21 protein-coding genes, 1 tRNA gene and 2 pseudogenes are annotated in these 16,607 nt (G+C 48.9%); all 24 read left to right on the forward strand.

Translation table 11 applies throughout. From position 1 onward, the window contains the following. Positions 1-17 precede the first annotated feature (17 nt). The 24 genes and pseudogenes from nrdR to DDY07_RS06975 all read left to right on the forward strand — a co-directional run bounded on the left by nrdR (position 18) and on the right by DDY07_RS06975 (position 16,606). Positions 18-476 carry a transcriptional regulator NrdR gene (gene nrdR / locus DDY07_RS06855; protein WP_064037024.1) on the forward strand — a complete coding sequence of 153 codons (459 nt, stop codon included), beginning with the start codon at positions 18-20 and terminating at the stop codon, positions 474-476. Then, positions 466-1,557, forward strand: coding sequence for a bifunctional diaminohydroxyphosphoribosylaminopyrimidine deaminase/5-amino-6-(5-phosphoribosylamino)uracil reductase RibD (ribD, locus tag DDY07_RS06860; protein ID WP_171695314.1), 1,092 nt, complete (start codon positions 466-468; stop codon positions 1,555-1,557). Before nrdR ends, ribD begins: the two co-directional genes overlap by 11 nt. 22 nt (positions 1,558-1,579) lie before the next feature. Beyond that, entirely contained in the window at positions 1,580-1,822 is a 243-nt protein-coding gene (locus DDY07_RS06865) for a hypothetical protein (RefSeq protein WP_171695315.1), read from the forward strand. 36 nt (positions 1,823-1,858) lie between these two features. Beyond that, positions 1,859-2,515, forward strand: coding sequence for a riboflavin synthase (locus DDY07_RS06870; RefSeq protein ID WP_171695316.1), 657 nt, complete (start codon positions 1,859-1,861; stop codon positions 2,513-2,515). Continuing rightward, on the forward strand, positions 2,512-3,624 hold the full coding sequence (gene ribBA / locus DDY07_RS06875) for a bifunctional 3,4-dihydroxy-2-butanone-4-phosphate synthase/GTP cyclohydrolase II (protein ID WP_171695317.1): 1,113 nt from the start codon (positions 2,512-2,514) through the stop codon (positions 3,622-3,624). The genes DDY07_RS06870 and ribBA overlap by 4 nt, the downstream gene beginning before the upstream one ends. A 62-nt stretch (positions 3,625-3,686) precedes the next feature. Next, positions 3,687-4,163, forward strand: coding sequence for a 6,7-dimethyl-8-ribityllumazine synthase (gene ribE, locus DDY07_RS06880; protein ID WP_171695318.1), 477 nt, complete (start codon positions 3,687-3,689; stop codon positions 4,161-4,163). Then, a complete protein-coding gene (gene nusB, locus DDY07_RS06885) occupies positions 4,163-4,606 on the forward strand; it encodes a transcription antitermination factor NusB (protein ID WP_033158640.1) in 444 nt (147 codons plus the stop codon). The genes ribE and nusB overlap by 1 nt, the downstream gene beginning before the upstream one ends. Continuing rightward, positions 4,606-5,538: a thiamine-phosphate kinase gene (gene thiL / locus DDY07_RS06890; protein WP_171695319.1), complete on the forward strand. Its 933-nt coding sequence runs from the start codon at positions 4,606-4,608 to the stop codon at positions 5,536-5,538. Before nusB ends, thiL begins: the two co-directional genes overlap by 1 nt. Continuing rightward, the gene (locus DDY07_RS06895; protein ID WP_171695320.1) at positions 5,522-6,034 is read left to right on the forward strand and encodes a phosphatidylglycerophosphatase A; all 513 of its coding nucleotides are present in this window, start codon (positions 5,522-5,524) and stop codon (positions 6,032-6,034) included. The genes thiL and DDY07_RS06895 overlap by 17 nt, the downstream gene beginning before the upstream one ends. A gap of 176 nt (positions 6,035-6,210) precedes the next feature. Further along, a complete protein-coding gene (locus tag DDY07_RS06900; RefSeq protein WP_171695321.1) occupies positions 6,211-7,041 on the forward strand; it encodes a heme-binding protein in 831 nt (276 codons plus the stop codon). Positions 7,042-7,160: 119 nt separating this feature from the next. Beyond that, positions 7,161-7,237: transfer RNA gene (locus DDY07_RS06905), tRNA-Met, on the forward strand. A gap of 162 nt (positions 7,238-7,399) precedes the next feature. Further along, positions 7,400-7,854: pseudogene (locus DDY07_RS06910) on the forward strand (flavodoxin domain-containing protein). Positions 7,855-7,894: 40 nt separating this feature from the next. Continuing rightward, positions 7,895-8,935, forward strand: coding sequence for an alpha/beta fold hydrolase (locus DDY07_RS06920; RefSeq protein ID WP_171695324.1), 1,041 nt, complete (start codon positions 7,895-7,897; stop codon positions 8,933-8,935). 66 nt (positions 8,936-9,001) lie between these two features. Further along, entirely contained in the window at positions 9,002-9,871 is an 870-nt protein-coding gene (locus DDY07_RS06925) for an AraC family transcriptional regulator (RefSeq protein ID WP_319960792.1), read from the forward strand. A 144-nt stretch (positions 9,872-10,015) separates the two neighbouring features. Next, a pseudogene (locus tag DDY07_RS06930) lies at positions 10,016-10,716 on the forward strand (IS3 family transposase); the annotation flags it as partial. Continuing rightward, positions 10,685-10,966, forward strand: a complete 282-nt coding sequence (locus DDY07_RS23850) for a type II toxin-antitoxin system RelE/ParE family toxin (RefSeq protein ID WP_367650912.1) — start codon at positions 10,685-10,687, stop codon at positions 10,964-10,966. The pseudogene DDY07_RS06930 and the gene DDY07_RS23850, both read left to right, overlap by 32 nt. Continuing rightward, positions 10,963-11,265, forward strand: coding sequence for an XRE family transcriptional regulator (locus DDY07_RS06940; protein WP_171695327.1), 303 nt, complete (start codon positions 10,963-10,965; stop codon positions 11,263-11,265). Before DDY07_RS23850 ends, DDY07_RS06940 begins: the two co-directional genes overlap by 4 nt. 243 nt (positions 11,266-11,508) lie before the next feature. Further along, complete coding sequence (locus DDY07_RS06945) at positions 11,509-11,736, forward strand: DUF6290 family protein (RefSeq protein WP_171695328.1); 228 nt, start codon at positions 11,509-11,511, stop codon at positions 11,734-11,736. Further along, entirely contained in the window at positions 11,720-11,902 is a 183-nt protein-coding gene (locus tag DDY07_RS23855) for a hypothetical protein (protein WP_216614723.1), read from the forward strand. The genes DDY07_RS06945 and DDY07_RS23855 overlap by 17 nt, the downstream gene beginning before the upstream one ends. Before the next feature lie 140 nt (positions 11,903-12,042). Further along, positions 12,043-12,471 carry a toll/interleukin-1 receptor domain-containing protein gene (locus DDY07_RS06955; protein ID WP_171695329.1) on the forward strand — a complete coding sequence of 143 codons (429 nt, stop codon included), beginning with the start codon at positions 12,043-12,045 and terminating at the stop codon, positions 12,469-12,471. A 29-nt stretch (positions 12,472-12,500) separates the two neighbouring features. After that, positions 12,501-13,703 (forward strand): toll/interleukin-1 receptor domain-containing protein, encoded by a 1,203-nt coding sequence (locus DDY07_RS06960; protein ID WP_171695330.1) that lies wholly within the window; start codon positions 12,501-12,503, stop codon positions 13,701-13,703. Beyond that, on the forward strand, positions 13,688-15,013 hold the full coding sequence (locus DDY07_RS06965) for a hypothetical protein (protein ID WP_171695331.1): 1,326 nt from the start codon (positions 13,688-13,690) through the stop codon (positions 15,011-15,013). The genes DDY07_RS06960 and DDY07_RS06965 overlap by 16 nt, the downstream gene beginning before the upstream one ends. Positions 15,014-15,202: 189 nt before the next feature. Further along, the gene (locus DDY07_RS06970) at positions 15,203-15,817 is read left to right on the forward strand and encodes a hypothetical protein (RefSeq protein ID WP_171695332.1); all 615 of its coding nucleotides are present in this window, start codon (positions 15,203-15,205) and stop codon (positions 15,815-15,817) included. A 177-nt stretch (positions 15,818-15,994) separates the two neighbouring features. Then, entirely contained in the window at positions 15,995-16,606 is a 612-nt protein-coding gene (locus tag DDY07_RS06975) for a TetR/AcrR family transcriptional regulator (protein WP_171695333.1), read from the forward strand. Position 16,607: the final 1 nt, after the last annotated feature.

Genomic DNA, 16,607 nt, shown 5'->3' on the forward strand with positions numbered 1-16,607 from the left:
GCTTTGGCTCTTTAACTATGCGTTGTCCGTTTTGCTCAGCACAAGATACTCGGGTAATCGATACCCGCTTGGCCGACGATGGCGATCAAGTCAAACGCCGCCGGGAATGCGTGGCCTGCAAAGAGCGGTTTACCACCTTTGAAGTGGTTGAATTGACCCTGCCGCGCATCATCAAACGCAACGGCGCCCGGCAGAGCTTTGACGAAGCCAAACTGCGGGCCGGCATGCAGCGAGCCCTGGAAAAGCGCCCGGTACAAGTAGACGCTGTCGAGGCAGCACTCAGCCGGATCAAGAAAGCCCTGACGGCAAAAGGCGAGCGCGAGATTCCGGCTCGCGAATTGGGTGAACTGGTGATGCAAGAATTGCAAACACTCGATCATGTCGCTTTCGTGCGCTTCGCCTCGGTGTATCGCAGCTTCCAGGATGTCTCCGAATTCACCGCGATGATCGAAAATCTGCAAAAGCATGACGCCTAGCCAAGACGCGGCCTATATGGCGCGTGCCGTCAAATTGGCGGAGAACGGCAAATACACGACCGACCCCAACCCGCATGTGGGCTGTGTGTTGGTCAAGGACGACAAAGTTATAGCTGAGGGTTGGACGCAACGCGCGGGCTTTGCCCATGCCGAAGTTGATGCGCTGGCCAAAACAGACAACGCAAGAGGCGCGACAGCTTATGTGACGCTGGAGCCTTGCAGCCATCACGGTAAAACCGGCCCATGCAGCGAGGCATTAATCGCTGCCGGCATCAGCCGAGTCGTCGTGGCGATGCAGGACCCCAATCCCCTGGTGGCTGGCCGCGGTTTGCAAAAACTCCGCGAAGCCGGCATTGAGGTGCTGGTCGGCGTCTTGCAGCAAGAAGCCGAAAAGCTAAATCAAGGCTTTTTTAAACGTATGCGGCAGGGTTTGCCGTGGATACGCAGCAAGCTGGCCATGAGCTTAGACGGTCGCACCGCGCTGGCCTCCGGAGAGAGTCAATGGATTACGTCCGCCCACGCCAGGCAAGACGTGCAGATCTGGCGGGCGGCCAGCAGCGCGATTGTCACCGGCATCGATACGGTGCTGTACGACGATCCGCAATTGAATGCGCGTGTGGATTTCGATGCTGTGCAGCCGGTCAAAGTGGTGCTGGATTCGCAATTACGCATGCCTTTATCCGCCAGGCTGTTGGAAAATGCGGAAGATGTCTGGATCATGACCTGTAGTGACGACGCGCTAAAACAGCAGAAATTACGCGATGTGGGCTGCAAAGTCTTTCAAGTCGATGAGCGGAATGGGCGTGCGGACTTGGTTCAGGTTTTTAAGTTGTTGGCCGAGCTACAAATCAACACGGTTTGGGTGGAGGCAGGTGCCACACTAAACGGTGCGCTGCTCGATAGTGGGCTGATCGATGAATGGTTGATTTACATGGCTCCCTGTGTATTGGGCGATCAAGCGCGCGGCCTGTTCACTCTGTCGGGCATATTGACCATGCAGGATAAAAAATGCCTGCGCCTGCTAGAAGCCCGGCAAATTGGACCGGATTTGAGATTGCGCTATCAAGCAAAAACTGATTGAAACGATGAAAAGTATTGTTGTAATGACATTGTTAATTAGCCTGCTGCCTGCTTGGGCGACGGCGGATGAGGACGATAAACCGGAAACCAGCACCTTGCAGATTCAAGGCGGCAAAGTGATCGGCGAAAAGCACGAAATCGAAGTCTACGATTATCATAGCGGCACCTATCAAACCTTTGATGTTTATCGTAAGCCGGCCAAGTCGCCAAACAAAGACACGGCCACCCAAACCCCAAAGCCATCCACCGAGACCGCTCCGCGCTGATTGTAACGGACATTTTTACTTTTTTGAGTGATAACCATGTTTACCGGGATTATTTTAGCCATCGGCAAAATCAAGGCCATCCAGCCTAAAGGCGGCGATTGCCGGTTGATTATCGATACCGGCAAGCTGTCGCTGCGCGAATGCGCGTTGGGCGACAGCATCGCGGTAAATGGTGTTTGCCTGACCGCCGTGGAGTTGGGCGAACATTATTTTTGCGCCGACGTTTCCAATGAGACCTTGTCGCGTACCACTTTAAAGACCGCAAATACCGGTACGCCGGTGAATCTGGAGTTGGCGATGACACCTTCCAGTCGGTTGGGCGGGCATATTGTCAGTGGTCATGTCGATGGTATTGGTAAAGTGGTCGAGAAACAGGCCGATGGCCGCTCGATTCGCTTCAAATTCAAGGCGCCGGATTCGCTGGCCAAATACATCGCCGAAAAAGGCTCGATTTGCATTAACGGCATCAGCCTGACTGTCAACACAGTTGATGGCGCTTATTTTTCCGTGAATATCGTGCCGCATACCTTACAAGAAACCACCTTGGGTCAAACCGAAGCCGGCAGCGAGGTAAATCTGGAAGTCGATTTGCTGGCCCGCTACTTGGAACGTCTGATGCAAGGGGAAGCCGCTGCTCACAGTCAAGGCGGCGTCACCGAGGCCTTATTACAAAACGCAGGCTTTATTAAATGAATAGCATAGAAGAAATCATAGCCGACCTTCGTCAAGGCAAGATGGTCATCATCATGGACGACGAAGATCGGGAAAACGAAGGCGATTTGTTGATGGCGGCGGCCTTTGCCCGGCCGGAAGACATTAATTTTATGGCTAAATACGGCCGCGGTCTGATTTGTCTGACTTTGACCCGCGAACGCTGTCAACAGTTGCGTTTACCTTTGATGGTCAGCGACAACAATACGCCCTATACCACCAATTTCACCGTATCGATTGAAGCGGCTACCGGCGTCACCACCGGTATTTCCGCTGCCGACCGCGCGTTGACCGTGCAGGCGGCGGTAGCAAAAAATGCCCAGCCGAGTGATCTGGTGCAGCCGGGACATATTTTCCCGTTGATGGCACAGGCCGGCGGCGTATTGAATCGGGCCGGTCACACGGAGGCCGGGTGCGATCTGGCCAGGTTGGCAGGCGTGGAACCCGCGGCGGTGATTGTGGAAATTCTGAACGACGATGGTTCGATGGCACGGCGGCCGGATTTGGAAGTCTTCGCCGAACAGCACAATCTGAAAATCGGCACGATTGCCGATTTGATTCACTACCGTATCAAACACGAAAACACACTGGAGCGGATCAGCGAATGCGTTTATCCCACCGAATTCGGCGATTTCAGATTGTATGCCTACCAGGATTGTAACGACGACAATGTGCACCTAGCCTTAGTGATGGGCAACGTCGCCGGCGACGAACCGGTGCTGGTGCGCGTCCACGCCCGCAACTTGATCGACGATTTATTGTTTTCCAAGCGTAGCGATTGCAGTTTGCCGGTGCGGGAAGCCTTAAAAAATATCGCCGAAGCCGGGCGCGGGGTTTTGGTGATCATTCGCCAAAAAGAAAACAACAAGGATTTGGTGGAACTGATACATGCCTATCAAATGCAGGATCATGGCGTCAAAAACAGTCAGGATTTAAGTGCCGATTCGGATTGGCGCACCACGGGAGCCGGCTCACGTATCTTGTCGAATTTGGGTGTGCGGCGCCTGAAGGTGATGGGGGCTCAGAAAAAATACATCGGTCTGTCCGGCTTCGATTTGGAAGTCGTCGAACATATCGATTCAACGCATTAAGGCAGGGTCGATTCATTCGACCCGTTTTGCAAGATTTTAATCATTCAACAACAGGTAAACACATGGCAGCAGTCACTACTCTGGAAGGCAACTTTTCCGCGCAAGGCGGCAAGTTTTGCCTCGTTTCTTCACGCTTCAACAGCTTTATCGTCGAACAATTGGAAGGTGGTGCGATCGATGCCTTGGTGCGCCATGGCGCGGATAAAAACGACATCACTCTGGTCAAGGCGCCGGGTGCTTTCGAATTGCCGATGGTGGTGCAACGTATTGCGGCTACCAAAAAATACGATGCGATTATCGCTTTGGGTGCAGTCATTCGCGGCGGTACACCGCATTTTGAATATGTAGCCGGTGAATGCGTGAAAGGTATTGCTCAGGTGGCTTTGCAATACGACGTACCGGTGGCTTTTGGGGTATTAACCGTAGACAGTATCGAGCAGGCTATCGAACGTGCCGGCACTAAAGCCGGTAACAAAGGCGCGGAAGCAGCGCTGTCGGCGATCGAAATGGTCAGTCTGTTCAACAACCTGGGTCTTTAATGAGTCAAGCAAAAACCAACGCCAGAAAGTGCGCGGTACAGGCGCTGTATCAATGGCAAATGTCCGGCGAGAGCCTGATCCGTATCGAAACGTATTTTCTGGAAGAAGAGCATCTGAAAGGCGCGCAAAAAACCTATTTCAGCGAATTGTTTCATGGCGTACCGAAACAATTGGCTGTGATCGACGCGGCCCTGGCCGAATTTGTCGATAGGCCGGTGGAAAAAATCGATCCGGTGGAGCGGGCGATTCTGCGCATCGGCGCTTACGAACTGATGAACCGCTTGGAAACGCCGTATAAAGTCATCATCAACGAAGGCGTTAATCTGGCTAAGGATTTCGGCGCCGACGGCAGTCATAAATATGTCAACGGCATTCTCGATAAAGTCGCACAGAAACAGCGTGCTGTCGAGATTGCCGCCAAGCAGGCGAAATCTCAAAACTGATGGCAGTCGCCGAATTCGATTTGATCCGCCGCTATTTTGCGGTGCATGCTCCTAGGCATCCGTTCAATCAATTGGGTATAGGCGATGACTGCGCGTTACTGAACCTGCCGGCCGGCCATCAATTGGCGGTCACCGCCGATACGATGGTCGAGAATGTGCATTTCTTTGCCGATGCCGATCCTGAATTGCTGGGGCATAAATTACTGGCGGTGAATCTTAGTGACTTGGCGGCCATGGGTGCCGAGCCATTCGCGGTTACCTTGGCTTTGACTTTGCCTAAAGTCGATGAAACCTGGCTGGAAGCGTTCTCACGAGGTTTTATCAATCTGGCTCGTCAGCACAATGTCGATCTGATTGGCGGCGACACCACGTCCGGACCGTTGACTTTGACGGTGCAGGCGATGGGCGCGGTGCCGCAGGGTAGGGCGCTATTGCGTTCCGGGGCCCAGGTTGGCGATTTGATATACGTTACCGGTCAGCTCGGTAACGCCGGCTTGGGTTTAAAAATTAAACAGGGTTATGTCTGCGCAGATCCGGAGTTGGCTTTGCGTCGCTTTAATCAACCAAAACCGCGAGTGTCGGAAGGTTTGGCGCTGAGCGGTATCGCTAGTGCCTGCATCGATATTTCTGACGGATTAGCCGCCGATTTGGGACACATTTTGCAGCAAAGCGGCGTCGGCGCGTGTTTGCAATGGGACAACTTGCCGCTATCCGCCTCAGTGGCAGAGTTCATCAATCACAGCGGCGATTGGCGTATGCCCTTGATTGCCGGAGACGATTACGAATTGTGTTTTACGGTGCCGGCAGATTGTTCTCATGCATTACCGGCGGCTACTTGCGTGGGGATTATCGAAGCCGAGCCGGGTTTGCGGATGCGTAAGGCTGGGCGCGTGGAGGCATTCGAGGTGAAGGGTTTTGAGCATTTTTCTTAGAGAGTATTACGGCACCGCACGTTTGACTGCGTTACAAATCGTCAAAGATCCCACCTTGTTTTTGGCGTTTGGTTTCGGCTCCGGTTTGGCTAAGAAAATGCCCGGTACGATGGGCACGCTCGCCGCCATTCCGCTATACCTTGCTTTACTGCAAACCAATGAGTGGATTTATCTGTCGGTGACGCTGATCAGCGTTTGCATCGGCATCTGGATTTGTGGTCAAGCCGCTAAAAAATTGGAAGTCCATGACTTCGGCGGTATTGTTTGGGATGAAGTCGCCGGATTTTTGATTACGATGACCGGCGTAACCTATTCCTGGCAGAGTCTATTGGCCGGTTTTCTGCTGTTCCGCTTGTTCGACATCGTCAAGCCCTGGCCGATTAAATGGCTTGATAAGCATGTCCACGGTGGTTTCGGCATTATGCTGGACGACGTGGTGGCAGGGGTTTTTGCCGGCTTGATTATGCACTTCTGGTTTGATTTTCCGGCGAACTGAGTGAGCGTTGTTTTCGTTCAACAAGCCAGTGGTTTTGGGGCATTGTTCTCATTTGACCCATGATAATTCATGCGACTAAAATCCATGCCGGTTTGGGGGATTAGTTGCGTGCAGCGAATGCCGCAAATATTAAGCTTCAGACCTAATAACTATACAAACACTTAGGAGGACTTTTTATGAATACAAGATGGTTATTCGCTGCTTCACTTGTGATGCTGACCAGCGCTGGTGCGGCAATCGCCGATAAAGATAACAATAAAGGAGTGGGGCAAGCCTGTAGGGGCTTGCCTAATCACGCCACATTGAAAGCAGCACTTGACGATGCAGTGAGTGCGGAGGAAAGCGGGCTTAATTTGCATATGTGGGCCACTTTAGTCAACCGTGACGGCGTGGTTTGTGCCGTAGCGTTTTCCGGCACCCATCGGGGGGCACAATGGCCGGCCAGTCGCGTTATCTCAGCGCAAAAAGCCAACACAGCCAATTCGCTCAGTCTTGATTCTTCCTCAGATTCTGCTGGTTCCGGCAAGCCCAATGGTTTGGCGTTATCGACAGCGAATTTATATTCAGCGGTACAGCCTGGTGGTAGTTTATTCGGACTTCAAGAGAGCAATCCCGTTGAAACCGGCGTTGCTTATGGCGGAAATCCAGGTTTAAACGGTACTCCTCAAGATCCTATGGTTGGGTCAAAAATTGGTGGCATTAATGTATTCGGTGGTGGCCTAGGCTTGTATTCAGTGGGAAAAACGCTGGTCGGTGGCGTCGGTTTAAGCGGCGACACCTCTTGTGCCGATCATAATATCGCTTGGAGAGTCAGACATAATCTAGGGCTTGACCACATTGTCGGCGTCGGGGGAGTGAGTGGCGATCCACAGCGTCCTGATAATATCATTTACGACATTGCCGCCAATCCGAACGGTGGTACCGGAATTAGCGCAGGAGGTTTCGGCCATCCCACCTGTTTAAATACCGATCTGAATACAGCGGATTTGCCTGCCGGCCAACCTTAATCATCCGCTTTAAAAGCAACGGCAAGCAGATAAGGAGCTTATCTGGTGACATTATTTAACAAATAGCATGTTTATTGCTTGCTAAATAATTTAAGGTCTGTATAATAAGTCAAATCAATCGCGGGGTGGAGCAGCTTGGTAGCTCGTCGGGCTCATAACCCGAAGGTCGTAGGTTCAAATCCTGCCCCCGCTACCAGACAAATCAAAGGCTTAGGTTTAACGACCTAGGCCTTTTTTGTTGCCTGTAAGTTTCTGGTAAGCAGATAGTAAGCGAATTTATGGAATACAAATCAGCGCCATTAGCTTTTCCCCACGCCTAACATCGATAGATTGCATGAGCGAATTTAAAGGCGGCTGCATGTGCGGAGCGGTTCAATACGCAGTGAAATCCGAGCCGCGTCTGTCTTTTTATGCCAATGCAGGCAGTGTCAACGAATCACCGGCACAGGTCATTCGGCCGAATTTGTTGCATCGGCAAAAAACACAATACGAATGGGTGCGCCGAAATTTAGCGATCCTGATCAACAAACCCAGTGCGTTTTTTTCGGTCAATCTGACGGCGCGAATGCCTGATAAAAATCGACCTGAAACCAAGCCTTACATCAGGAAGTTTCTGAAAAATCCGCTTGGTGGCCTTTTGAGTTGGCGGTCTTTGCCGGAAAAATTGACTATCCAAGTTGTCGTTTCTTAAATAGACATATCATCCGTTGCATCATGTGGATAACTAGCGGCCCCACTAATCCCAATCTCGTGATTGAGTTTAACGATTGGAAGAGTGTGAATGCATTCGCACAGCGTATCTGTTTTATGTAGGTAGTTTCATTGTTCGCAATCCATTCTTTCGTTGGCTGACATGACATTCGTTTTATCGCGGCGTATGCGTTACTTGCTCTTAAGTTTGACCATCGGCAGTCTCGCCGCGCTAACGGGCACATTTTATCAAGCCAAAAGAACCACAGCCGACCAGGCCGCATTCCCGCCGCCAGGACGCATGATTTCAGCGAAAGGCGTGAATCTCCATCTCTATTGCCTGGGCTCCGGTTCGCCAACGCTGGTTCTCGAAGCGGGCCTAGGCGAAAACGTGTTGAGCTGGTATCCGGTTCACGCCAAGCTTGCCCAGACCATGCGCGTTTGCGCCTACGACCGCCCAGGCTTGGGCTGGAGCGATCCCATAGCCGCTGCTATCCAGCCGGAAGAAGTGGCTGAAAACCTGCAGGCCGTATTGCACAACGCCGGCATTGCCCCGCCGTTTGTACTGGTTGGCCATTCGCGGGGCGGAATCTACGTGCGTGCTTTCTATCAGCGGTTTCCCGAACAGACACAGGGTATTGTTCTAGTCGATTCGACGCACGAACAAGGCCCCATGCACGATTATCCTTATGCCGCTTGGGATTATCGGAAACAAGCCCTGCAAATCGTAATTGCAGAACCGTTGTCGCGGCTCGGTATCGTCAGGCTGCTGGGCATCGCCGATGCCGACCGCAGGCCATCTCCGCTACCGGCTGAAATCCTGGCCGCGAAAACCGCGATACAAAATCGCACCGATACCGCTGATGCGGTAGTCAATGAAATCGCCGTCATGCGCCAAGGACTTGATCCGACGACACCGCCACCACGCAGCTTAGGCAATCTCCCGTTATTAGTGCTAACCGCCGGCAATCTGGTGGATTTGGCTATAGTCGAGCGCGAAGCGAAGAGAGCGGGCAAAGATGTTGAAACGGAAAAGGTGCTCGCCAAGATTAAAATGGCCGAGCAAGACGATCTGGCCCATTTGTCCGGCCATTCGCGGCATATTACCGTCAGTCATAGCGGCCATTTCATCATGCACGATCAGGCCGATGAATTCGTCGCCGCAGTGCGTGAATTTGTTTTAGATATGCCTCTGGTCAATTGAGCACGTTGAGTCAGGCGAGATGATTCTGCGCTTGTTACAGTAGCGCTCGATTGAGGAGGTATGAAAGTGGATGATAAAACGGCCAGCGCGGCCTATGCCATGCGCTTCGATAGGATTTTCGATTACATTGACAAGCATCTGTTCGAGCCGGTGTCGGTCAATGAACTGAGCAAACAGGCCAATTTTTCCCGGTTTCACTTTCAACGGCAATTCTCCGCTTACACCGGGCTGAGCACGACGCGCTACATTCAGTTATTGCGTTTACGCAAAGCGTCTTACCAACTAGTGTTTCAGGAGCAGCGCAGCATTACCGATATTAGCTTGGACGCCGGTTTCTTAAATGCGGAATCGTTCTCCCGCGCATTCAAAAAGTGCTTCGGACAAACGCCTACTCAATTTCGAAAGCACCCAGCATGGCAGCCTTGGAATGAGCGCATGCTATTACCCAAACGCATAAGGAGTCCCCAAATGAACGTCAACATCGTCGAATTTTCAGAAACCACAATAGCCGTCTTGGAGCACCGTGGCCCGCCCAGCCTGATAATGGAGTCGGTCAGAGGCTTCATAGACTGGCGCAAACAGAGCGGCTTGTCGCCGATCGCCAGCAGTCGGACGTTTGGTATCGCGTATGACGACCCGGCTGTCACGCCCGCAGAGTCATTCCGATTCGATGTATGCGGTGAGGTCAAGCAACCCGTGCCGGAAAACTCGCAAGGGGTGATCAACAAATTGATTCCGGGAGGACGTTGCGCCGTGGTGCGCCATATCGGTTCAACCGACCGTATCAGCGACAGTGTTTATTACCTTTACCGGGAGTGGTTGCCGGATAGCGGAGAGGAATTGCGGGAATTTCCACTGTTTTTTCATTACATCAAACGGGTGCCTGAAACGCCCGAACACGAACAGATTACGGATGTATATCTGCCTTTGGTGTAAACGAAAGCGGTCGAATAGTTGATCCATGGTAAAACTCAGCCGCGCAGGGCGCATTAGCTTTAGAGTAGTGCGCCGAAACGTTAATGAACAACATACGGCGCAATACGGCTACACCTATTAACGCCCTACGATTGCGCCTTACGGCCTTTCATGGGCGCCCGGCAATTGCGAGATCAGTTGAATGAACAAGGGATCACCACTGGCCGTAAGCATGTGAAAACCTTGATACCCACAGGGCACAAGTGAAGCGGATGGGCATCGAAGCCGTGTATTGCAAGCCTAATACGAGCAAGAAAACGCCAGGGCACGAAATCTTTCCCTACTTGCTGCGCGGCATGACCATCAACCGAGCCAATCAGGTTTGGGCCCTGGATACGACCTATATTCCGATGGCAAAAGGCTTTGTTTACCTGGCTGCGGTTGTGGATTGGGCCAGTCGGAAGGTCTTGGCAGCCAAGGTCGCGATTACACTGGAAGCCTGTCATGCCGTCGATGTGCTGGAACAGGCGTTTCGGCTGTATGGTAAACCGGAGATCGTTAATACCGACCAGGGTAGCCAATTCACCGCCAAGGCGTTTGTCGATGCCGTGAAAAATCAGGGTTGCCAGTTGAGCATGGACGGACGGGGCGCCTGGCGAGATAATGTTTTCGTCGAGCGATTGTGGCGATCGGTCAAATACGAGCGGGTTTACCTACATGCGTACGATTCCCTCGGCCAAGCCAGAGCCTCGATTCTGGATTATTTCGAGTGGTATAACCACAAGCGACCCCATTCCAGCTTGAACCGAAAAAAGCCTCATCAGGCCTATACCGATTTGCTGCCACCGGTCAAAATGGCAGCCTAACCAACAGCAGGGATTTCACTTTAATTTTGGGAATTGCTGTTTAAAGGTTTGGGGCCACCTCTATCATCTTGACGGCGATATTGGGGAAGTCAAAATTAAGCTGGATAACCGGATAGCTCGCGTTCTGTTTGTCATCGATAAACAGACGATGATTTTGCTGCATGGTTTTATCAAGAAAAGTCAGAAAACACCGAAAACGGAAATCGATTTGGCAAAACAAAGACTGAAAGCATTACGAGGTAAGCAATGAACACTAACCAAGAAGAAAACCCTTATATCGGTAGCAGCTTCGACGACTTCCTAAGTGAGGAAGCCAACCTTGACGAAGTGACAGCGGTAGCGGCCAAGCGGGTCATTGCTTGGCAAATATCGGAAGGCATGTCGGCGCTAAAACTCAGTAAAACGGCAATGGCCAAAAAAATGCACACCAGCAGGGCTTCGCTTAATCGCTTGCTGGACGAAGAAGACACCAGTTTAACCTTGACCACCTTAGTCAGCGCCGCCGCCGCGCTCGGTAAAAAGGTAAAAATAGAGTTGGAATCTGTGTGAGCTTGGGCGGATAGGGCCGTAGCGGTAAGCTCAAAACCGGCCAGAATTCGCAAGACGAAACGAAAGTGCCTATGGCAAATGTCCAGCAAAAGCAGGCGTAAGGTGTAGTGAGTTTACGAACCGTACAAATCGCGAACGATACCCTAAAGGGCGTAAGTGCGGTGCACGCTGTTCAGCACATCCTACGGCCCTCGGCGTTATACAACGAGACTAAGCGTCTAAAATCACAATAGAGGCGGCAGCATGATGACACTCAATATCGACGACGACACGGCGAACCTGCTCCGTCAGTTGTCAGAGCAGGAACAAGTCAGCCCCGCGCAATTAATCAAAAATCTCCTGAGCGATTACCTTGAAGACTTGGCGGATGTGGCTGCCGCCGATACTGCGTTAGCAGAATTGACGAGCGGCAAGGACGATACCATCAGCTTGGCGGAATGGGAGCAGCAACTCAATGCCTTGGAGCATTAGGCTTAAGACGGGCGCCGCCAAAGCCATCAACAAGCTGGACAAACCGGTTCGCGACAGAATCAAAACCTTGTCTCGCTCAGTTAGCCGCGTAGGGCGCATTAGCTTTAGCGTAATGCGCCGAAACATTAATGACCAACATGCGGCGCAATACGGCTACGCCTATTGACGCCCTACGATTGCGCCTTACGGCCTTTTAGTTCGTCATGCCTATTCAATTTTGAGCCGAAATGTAGGGTGTGGTACGTTTACGACCTCACACGCTGATCAGCAAATTCCACTACCCTAATTAATACTTTCGGAGGTTATATGGCAATAAACGTTTTTTATAGCTACAGTCATGCAGATGAGTTACACAGAAAAAATATTGAGAAATTTCTATCAATTTTAAAAAGTGAAAACATAATTGACGATTGGTGTGACAGGAAAATTCTTGCCGGAGCAAATTTATTGGATGAAATTGAGAAAGCAATGCAGAAGGCGGATATCGTAATGTTTTTGGTTAGTATAGACTTTTTAAGCTCAAAAGCTTGCAAAGATGAGTGGTTAATGGCAAAAGGTATGAACAAAAAACTTGTTTCTGTGATTGTTAGAGAATGTCCGTGGATTGACTTCGATGATATGTCTAAATATTTGGCTCTTCCAATAGATGGAAAGCCGATTATGAAATGGCTGGATCAAGATGAAGCTTGGCATAACGTATATTTGAAAGTGAAAGAGTTGGCATTAAATATATAACACTAACAATCATAAGGAATTAGGCAGATATGGCAGAGCCAAGGCTAGTTTATTTATATCACCCTGACAATCAAGGTTTTTGTAGTGACTTGTCGCGTTATTTTGCTATTCTGAAGGAGAACAATAAGATAAAAGACTGGTCAAGAAAAGAAGTGTTGGCAGGCCAAACAATTGATAAGGAAGTTCAGTACGAAATTGATAAATCAGATATTATTGTTGTTCTCTTGAGCGCCGCCTTTATTTCTGATAATGACTGTAAACGCCAATTTCTGTATGCAAAACAATATATTGAAAATAATAAAAAACACATAATTCCAATTATATTAGAATCCTGTCCTTGGCAAGATTACTATGGTATGCACAAGCTGAAAGTTCTGCCAAAAAACAAGGAGCCAATTTCTAAACAGCCTTTTAAAGATGATGCCCTCAACGAAATATATGAGGAAATTAAAAAAGTTTCTGAAGAAATTTCTAAATGCTTTGCGCTACGTCCAGATTTCTTAAGCGAGATTTCAAAGACAGAATTTTATTCACAAGCAAGTGAAAGAATGGATATTAACGACATATTTGTCTTTCCTAATGTAGTAAAGCAAGTAGATTTGACATCGGAAATATTAATAGAGACCCCTCTGCAAATACTTCAAGGCGGAAAGGTAATTATTTGTGGAGAGGAACGAAGCGGGAAATCAAAATTATGCACCCACTTGCTGACAAGTCTAATAAAAGAAGGGCGTCCTGTACTTTTAATTGATTTGAATAATATTTCAAACAAAAAGGCAGGTGGTGATATTTTTCGAAATTGTTATGAAAGTCAATATATTGGCAATTATGATATTTGGTCTCAAAAAGATGAAAAAATAATTATTTTTGATAATCTTTCTCCGCATGGAAAGTGCTTGGATCATTTGGCTGAAGCAAGAAAAGTTTTCGACAAGATTATTATAACTACTTCGTCAGATGATTATGCGAGTTTTTTTTCTGATGATAAACGCCTAATAGATTTTACGTGCTTGTCCGTCAAACAGTTTACCCATGCAAAACAAGAAAAACTTATAAAGAAATGGCTTACAGTAACACGCGCACATTTCAATGAAGATACAGGGTATTCAGAAATAGACAAAATTGAAAATAATATAAACTCAATTATTATTGACAATAAAATACTACCTAGATACCCATTTTCATTCTCACAATACTGCAGTCTTACGAGGCATTTATGCCTAAAGATTTAAAAATTACTGCCTATGGACATTGTTATTATGTTTTGATACTTGCTCATATAAGAAAGTCTGGCATAAATAATGATGATGATTCAGTTAATTTCTGTTTTAATTTTGCACAACACCTTGCTTTTGAGATTCATAGTTTAAACTCGGCAGGCATAACTATAGATCATCATCAATATGATGCCTTTGTTGATAAATACAGGAAAAAATACATTGTCAACAAGGCAATTCTTAATAGGCTGGTTGGGCCTAATGGGTTAATTAAGACTTGCAATGGATTTATAAAGTTTAATCTTGCTTATAGTTATTATTATTTTTTAGGTCAGTATCTCGCTACAAATCATAAATTTTGCCACGACTTAATTATCGATCTGGTGTCAAAAAGTCGCTTTAGAAACAATTCTTTAACACTAATATTTACAATTCATCATTCCCAAACGCATGACATTCTTAATGAAGTTTTAACTTACACTATTTGTGCAATTGATGATGTGATTCCGGCCAAGTTGGATAAAGAAGAAACAGACATGTTTGTCGAACTTCTTAAATCGATACCTGCCCAATTATCAAATAATGAGAACGTAGAGATTGAAAGGGAGCAACAGAGAAATATAAGGGATATTATTGAATCAAATTCCACTTCAGACTCCACAGAAAGCGAACTTGATGAGGATCATTTTCTTGGCAGCATATATCAATGTCATAAAAATATTGAAATACTAAGTCAGTTATTGAAAAACAAATCAGGGTCATTAGAAATAACTACAATACACGACATTATAGAAATAATTTGCGATGCCGGATTGAGATTGGCTAAGATTTTACTTACAGACAAGCAGAAGCTAGAAGATATAGTTGAGTTTATTCAAAGGCAATACAAAATGTCCGACAGGTTTGATCCAAATAAACAACAATCTATTCAACTTGCGGAAATCAGAAAAAACGTTTTATTCAATATATTTGTTTGGGTGATGGGAAATATTGAAAAGATTGTTAGCTCTATAAGTAAGCCGGAGCTTAAAGAGATTATTGAGGCTCTCGCTAGAGAGAAAAATACTCCGGCCTACGACATAATAAGTTATTTTTATTTTTTAGATACTCTTAGTAAGTTTGATCACTTGGCAAAAGAAAGGCTCTTTGAAATCATCGAAAAATATCCAGTATCGAAATCATTTTTTATCAACAAGATTATATCTATTAGAACCCAGTGCTATTTTAATACTCACACAGCAAAGGAGCCAATAAAACAGGCAGTTTACTCAAAGCTTGATATTGGTAATTCACGCAACAATTTTCTCCAAACTACCCGACCTTGAACAAAAGCCAAGTAGGGTACGCACCGCGTACCTTTTTGGCGTTTGGCTCATTGGAAATCCCGAAAATAGTATGCGGTGCATACCCTACGCAGTTGGCAGCTTATTTACCAATCGTTGTCATCGCAAATTAAATATTTTGCGGCAGCTCAGGGTCGTTGGCAGACAATCCATCGAATCAAGGAAAACTACATGCCCATTTTCGAAAAACTCGGCGGCATCGCCATCATCTTGGGATCGCTATTGCTTAGCGCCTATGCGGTCTTGTTCCCAATCTTGTTGCCGTTAGGGACAGGAACCTTCGACTATGCCGAGATGGTGCGTAACTCAGCTTGGGTGCCTTTGGCGCTGGTCGCCTTCGTTGGCGTGTTAGCGCTGTTGGTGGGGTTTTATGCGGTTTATGCCAAGATGCGCGACACGGCTGGCGTGCAGGGCGCCGTGGGTTTTTTATTCGTCGAGGCGGCTTATTTGCTGCAGGCTTGCAAGGTCACTTGGGAGCTGTTTCTTTACCCCGTCATCGCCCGCTATCCGGAAACCGCCTTTCTGTTACGGGACGCCGTCATCAAAAACGATCCGGCGGTGTTGGCGTTTAGAATTTTGGCTTCCGCGACGATATTGATCGGTATAGTGCTGTTTTGCCTGACTATCTACCGTTCGGCGATCTATCCCAAGCCGGCGGCATTATTGATCTTCGCCGGCGCCGTGGTTTATGCGCTGGGGCCGATGATTTCGGTGTATGTGTCTACTGTTGGAATTTTCACCTTTGCCGTGGGATGCATGTTGCTCGGGGTTCGTTTATTGCGCTGACCGCGAAGGGATGTCGTTGGCCGTCCCGCAGAAAATGCGATGCGAGGCGGCGACAGGGGGATCGGCTTTCTTCTATTGCACTTCAATCAAACCCATCATCTTGATTGGCGAAAACGTTAGGGTAGCTGTGCCGCCGGTGCTAACCTGCCGCCATCTTGGCTTGCAGGAGTTTTTGTGATGAACGATATTAACGACCCGGTTTACGCGCGCCTGCTCAAGGCAGCGCTGGAGTGTTTCCTCGCCGACGAATACCACAAGGTTACCACCCGCACCATCGCCGACCAGGCGGGCGTGAACGTCTCGATGATCCGCTATTATTTCGGCAACAAGGAAGGCCTCTACGAAGAAATGATACGCGAGACGCTCAAGCCCATATTGGACATGCTCGACAGCGATACGCTGTCCGAGGCCGGTGGTTTCGCTGAATATCTGCGCCTCTATTACGACACCATGCGCCGGCATCCCGAGTTTCCCAAGCTTATTCTCAAGGTGCTTGCCCTCAACCACGGGCCGGGACGGCGTTTCATCCTGCAGTTGCTGGAACGCGGCCGCAACGGCGGTGCGCGGCGGCTGGGACAGCTGAAGGCAAGCGGCCAGGTCGATCTCGCGATCAATCCCGACGTGGCGCGCATGGCTTTCGTCAGCCTGGCGATGATGCCGATGCTGCTGAAAGACATCTTCGAGGAACAGATGGGCGGGCAGATGGATGAGGCCTTCCTCAACGAACTCGCCGCGCTCAATGGCAAACTATTGGCGGCTGGCATGGCCGCCGCGCAAGCGGGAGCGTGAC

It is taken from the genome of Methylomonas sp. ZR1 (assembly GCF_013141865.1).
Lineage (GTDB): Bacteria > Pseudomonadota > Gammaproteobacteria > Methylococcales > Methylomonadaceae > Methylomonas.